The organism is Robinsoniella sp. (genome assembly GCF_034124845.1).
On the sequence record NZ_JAWYAJ010000491.1, the window covers coordinates 1 to 4,026 of the forward strand.

The following is a 4,026-nucleotide window of genomic DNA, read 5'->3' on the forward strand; positions in this document are numbered from 1 at the left end:
GAAAAGTGCAGTGAGCTGGCAAAAAATTATGGATATGACAAACTAGAATTTTATATAGGAGATATCGCTTCTTACGAAGGGGTGGAGCAGGTGGATATGGTGGTAACGCTTCATGCCTGTGATACGGCTACGGATTTTGCTCTGGCGAAAGCTGTGAAATGGGGAGCTGAGGTTATTCTTAGCGTACCATGCTGCCAGCATGAGCTGAACGGGCAGATTCAAAATGAGCTTCTGGAGCCTGTATTAAAGTACGGACTGATAAAAGAAAGGATGGCGGCTTTGCTGACGGATGCGTTTCGGGCAGGAAGGCTGGAAGAAGAAGGCTACAACGTCCAGATACTGGAATTTATTGATATGGAACATACTCCAAAAAATATTTTGATACGTGCCGTAAAGGCCGGTATGCCAAAAAAAGTAAAAAATTTAGCTGAATGTATGGAAATGGTGGGGGCCAAACCGACAATAAATAAACTTTTAGATGCCAAAGAGGAGGCATGAAGTAAATATGAAAAAAATAATCATACGAATCAGCGTTTTGGTGCTGGTATTTATAGGTGCGGTTTTTGGCATCAGTAAATATATCAACAGAGGTACGACGGAGACAGCAAAGGAGATGAAGGCAGCTACTCTTCCCTTGGTCTATATGACCAACGAGGGAACACAGCTGAACTGCCTGCACGGTTATGTACAGCAGATGCCCGTAACGGCTATGAGAGATACCCTGACACCCTTGACTTCCGACCGTGTTCTGAATATACAGATTCAGACTTTCGGCGTTCCAATTGATGATATATATTTTGAGGTACTTTCAGTAGATGGAAAAGAATCACTGGAGAATACAAAGGTTACGAAGTATCAGGAAGATGGGGAATACGTGAAAACATCCATAAAACTGCAGAACCTGATCCTGATGAACCAGGAATATGTGCTGAAACTGCAGATTAAAAGTGCAGGTAAAGACATCTATTACTACACGAGAATCCTGCAGCAGGATGGGCTGCATACCAAGGATTACCTGAGTTTTGTTATGAGTTTTTATGATAAATGTCTCAACAAGAATGACAGTCAATGGCTTGCATCTTATACGGAGCCGGATGAAACCGGTGACAACAGTTCTCTAGCCAGTATGGATATTCATTCCAGCATTGACCAGCTGAGCTGGGGAACACTCAGTCCTCAGATTTATTATAAGCCGATTCCGGCAATTAAGGAGCTAAATGAGAGTACGGCATCAGTAGTATTGAATTATATAATTTCGGCAAAGAATGATGATGGACAGCAGGAGTTGTATAATGTTACGGAATTTTACCGCATGCGGAATGCAGATTCTAAAATCTTGCTTCTGGACTTTGAACGAAAAACCGAACAGATTTTTAATCCGGAAAATTCTATCATAACTACAAAAGGTGTGAATCTGGGAATCACAGGAAGAGAAGTCACCTACAAAACGGATGATAAGAAGCAGTATTTTGCTTTTGTTCAGGAAAATGAACTATATAGTTATGATGTTAACAGCAATAAAATTGCTCAGGTATTCACTTTCCGCCAAAAAGAAAACTCGGATTACCGGGATTCCTACAACCGACATGATATCAGCATTATCGAAGTGGAATCCAATGGAAATATTTATTTTACAGTCAGCGGATATATGAACCGGGGCAGCCATGAAGGTGAGTCAGGTGTGGCATTGTATTCTTATGAGGCAGCTTCCGGATATGTCCGGGAAGGTATATTTGTAAGAAGTGGAGAATCCTATGAACTGTTAAAGAAGGATCTGGATATCCTGACCTATGTATCAGATGACCAGGAAGATTTTAATCTGCTGGTTGACGGAGACGTCTATCAGGTAAATCTGTCAACGATGCAGGTAGAGAAGATTGTGAAAAACTTAAATCAGGGATGCATGGCGGGATCCCAGTCCGGAAAATATTTTGCTTGGCTAAAGGAAAATAAAGCTTACGATTCCAAGACCATCTCCATAATGAACATGGATACAAAAGAAACACGGGAGATTACCTGCCAGGATTCAGAAAGAATCCGCATCATCGGATTTATGGGCGAGGATCTGGTATACGGCATTGCAGATGCATCTGATATCAATACACAGCATGAGGGAAATGAACGATTCCCGATGAAGACCTTACAGATTCAAAACAGCCAGGGGGAGACAGTGAAAGACTATAACCCGGGTGGTCTGTATATTACAAAGACGGAAATAACGGAGAAGCTGCTCACTCTTACCAGAATGCAGAGGAACGGTGATACCTTTACCGAAGCTGCGGAAGACCATATTGTAAATAATGCAGCTGATGAGGATTCAGCATTTGGCATGACTACACAGGTCACGGAAAAGAAGCAGACAGAGATGATTCTGCGGGTGGGTCAGGATCTAAAAGTCAAGACGCCTCAGGTGGTAAGAAGCCGTCAGGTGGTACTGGAAGGCAACCATACCGTATCAATTAAAGCCAAAGAGAAGAGTGAGAACCTCTATTATGTATATGCTTATGGTAAACTGGACAGCATCTTTGCCAATGCCAATGCTGCTATCCGAAGAGCAGATGAAATGCTTGGAGTGGTGGTGGATAATCACCAGAAATATGTCTGGGAACGTGGTAATAAGGAAGATGAGATGGAATTGGATCTTGCAAAAGTACCGGCGATCATGAAGAGCGGGGAAATGGATGTGGCTAAACTGAAGCAGTCACTGAGTGATAAAACGGTTCTCGATTTGAGCGGCTGCACGCTGGATATGGTTCTCTACTACGTGAGCCACGGTTACCCCGTAATGGTACAGACTTCGGAAGGAGTCAGAGTTATGGTTGGATATGATAACTTTAATACAATACTTCTGAAACCGGGAGAAGAAGAGTCCTATTATTATCCGTCGGACGACAGTAAAGAATTGTTTGAAAAGTCGGGAAATATATTTATTACCTATATTAATTGAGTGTAATAGGATAAAATACTCTATAATTTTCATTTTAAGGCAGATTCACAACCGGCACTTAATAGTAAGAGGACGCCCTGGCTATCAGCCAGGGCGTTTCATACTATATATAGAAGAAATGTCCTTTTCCCTGAATGCAATTGCCAGTTTGTGGATATGCTAAAATTAACAGAAGACAACTTACAAGAAAAAAGTGAAAGTTAATATTGAATCAGGAAGTTATTGAAACAACGAAAATAAGAAAGAGAGAGGTAAAGAATATGGATGAGAGAATAAAAACGCTGGCGCATAACCTGGTGAATTATTCCTGTGAGGTGAAAGAAAACGACAAGGTTTACATCCACTATATCGGAGAGGACACACAAGAGCTGGCAAGGCAGATTATAAAGGAAGTCTATGCGGCGAAAGGAATCCCGTTTATCCGGTTTATCAGCAATAAAGTACAGCGGGACATCCTGATGGAATGTACGCAGGAGCAGGTGGAGCTGATGGCAGAAGTGGACGGACTGGAAATGTCTAACATGGACTGCTATATTGGCATCCGGGGGTCCAATAATGTGTCGGAATTATCCGATGTACCTGCTGAAAAAATGGCCATTTATGATAAATATTACAATACCCCGGTACATCATGAAATCCGTGTAAAAAAGACCAGATGGGTGGTTCTTCGTTACCCCAATGCCTCTATGGCTCAGCTCTCCAATTCCAGTACCGAGGCATTTGAGGACTTCTACTTTAAGGTCTGCAACCTGGATTATGGGAAAATGGACAAGGCTATGCAAAACCTCAAGGCATACATGGAACGTACAGACAAGGTTCGCATGACGGGACCGGGCACAGACCTGACCTTTTCCATTAAAGGGATGAACGCAATCCCCTGCGCAGGCAAATGCAACATTCCCGACGGGGAGGTATATACAGCCCCAATCAGAGATTCTGTAAACGGGACACTTGCGTATAATACGCCGTCTCTGTATCAGGGATTTACCTACGAAAATATTGTGCTTACCTTTGAAAACGGAAAAATAGTGAATGCAGCTGCAAATGATACAAAGAGGATTAATGAGGTCTTCGATATG

General features: G+C 42.3%; 3 protein-coding genes. All 3 read left to right on the top strand.

Features of this window, described 5'->3' with window-relative positions; genetic code table 11:
• Positions 1-498: methyltransferase (locus tag ACH2DQ_RS24040; protein WP_395028565.1), on the top strand; the 498-nt coding region annotated here is incomplete at its 5' end.
• 7 nt (positions 499-505) lie between these two features.
• Positions 506-2,947: a hypothetical protein gene (locus ACH2DQ_RS24045; RefSeq protein ID WP_394911064.1), complete on the top strand. Its 2,442-nt coding sequence runs from the start codon at positions 506-508 to the stop codon at positions 2,945-2,947.
• 260 nt (positions 2,948-3,207) lie between these two features.
• On the top strand, positions 3,208-4,026 hold an 819-nt coding region (locus ACH2DQ_RS24050), incomplete at its 3' end, for an aminopeptidase (protein ID WP_395028566.1).

Excerpts from the sequence above, each read along its gene's own strand:
- ACH2DQ_RS24045 (WP_394911064.1), top strand. The coding sequence starts at position 506 with ATGAAAAAAATAATCATACGAATCAGCGTTTTGGTGCTGGTATTTATA.